Below are 1,354 nucleotides of genomic sequence, written 5' to 3'. Positions count from 1 at the left end.
TTGATCACACCCGCCACACCGGCGGCGGCTTGCGTGTGGCCGATGTTCGACTTCACCGACCCCAGCCACAACGGCTCCACCCGGTCCCGGCCGTAGGTCGCCAGCAGTGCCTGGGCCTCGATGGGATCGCCGAGAGTGGTGCCGGTGCCGTGGGCTTCCACCGCGTCCACCTCGGACGGCTCCAACCCGGCATTGGCGAGGGCCTGACGGATCGCCCGCTCCTGCGACGGACCGTTCGGCGCGGTCAGGCCGTTGGAGGCGCCGTCCTGGTTGGTGGCGGAGCCCCGGACGACCGCCAGCACCTCGTGGCCGTTGCGGCGGGCGTCGGACAGGCGTTCCAGCAGCAGCAGGCCGGCGCCCTCGGCCCAGCCCGCCCCGTCGGCCGCGGCGGCGAAGGACTTGCTGCGGCCGTCGGGCGCGCTCGCCCCCTGCCGGGACATCCCGGTGAACAGCGTGGGTGCCGCGTTGACGGTGACGCCGCCGGCCAGGGCCAAGGAGCATTCTCCCGAGCGCAGCGCCTGGGCGGCCAGGTGCAGGGCCACCAGGGACGACGAGCAGCCGGTGTCCAGGGACAGCGCCGGGCCGAGCAGGCCCAGCTGGTACGCCAGCCGGCCGGACCCCACGCTCGACGCGGTGCCGGTGACCTGGTAGCCCTCCAGGTCGTCGGGGACCGGCCCGGCGGCGTAGCCGGTGGACCACAGGCCGGTGAACACGCCGGTGGGTGTGCCCTCCAGCGCGGTCGGGTCGATACCGGCGTACTCGATGGTCTCCCACGCGGTCTCCAGCAGGATGCGCTGCTGCGGGTCCATGGCGAGCGCCTCGCGGGGCGATATCCCGAAGAACGCCGCGTCGAAGTCGCCGGCGGCGTCGAGGAAGCCGCCCTGGGACGTGCTCGACGTGCGGGGGCGGCTTCCCGTCGGGTCGTACAGGCGGTCGATGTCCCATCCCCGGTCGGCCGGGAAGTCGCCGACCGCGTCCACGCCGTCCGCGACCAGCCGCCACAGGTCCTCGGGGGTGCCGACGCCTCCGGGGTAGCGGCAGCCCATGCCGATGACCGCGATCGGCTCGTCCGTCGCGGCCGGGGCCGAGGCCTGCGGCGCGTCCTGCTCGCCGGACAGGTGGGCGGCCAGCCGTGCCGGGGTGGGGTGGTCGAAGACGAGGGTGGCGGGCAGTTTCACCCCGAGCGCGGCGGTCAGGCGGTTGCGCAGTTCCACCGCGGTCAGTGAGTCGAAGCCCAGGTCCTTGAACGCCCGCCGGGGGTCGAGCCGCTCGGGGGTGGCATGTCCCAGCACCCCGGCGACGTGGGTGGTGATCAGCTCCATCAGGTCGGTGCCGTCGGACAGGGCCGTGCGGG

At 74.3% G+C, this 1,354-nt stretch carries 1 protein-coding gene; it reads right to left on the bottom strand.

Annotated features, from left to right (window positions below; genetic code table 11):
* On the bottom strand, positions 1–1,354 hold a 1,354-nt coding region (locus tag ACIQOV_RS41580; RefSeq protein ID WP_401056359.1), incomplete at both ends, for a beta-ketoacyl synthase N-terminal-like domain-containing protein.

This window comes from Kitasatospora sp. NPDC091257 (assembly GCF_044757675.1).
Lineage (GTDB): Bacteria > Actinomycetota > Actinomycetes > Streptomycetales > Streptomycetaceae > Kitasatospora > Kitasatospora lactacystinica.
The sequence above is the reverse complement of the archived record's forward strand: the minus strand, read 5'-3'. Positions and strand labels throughout refer to the sequence as shown.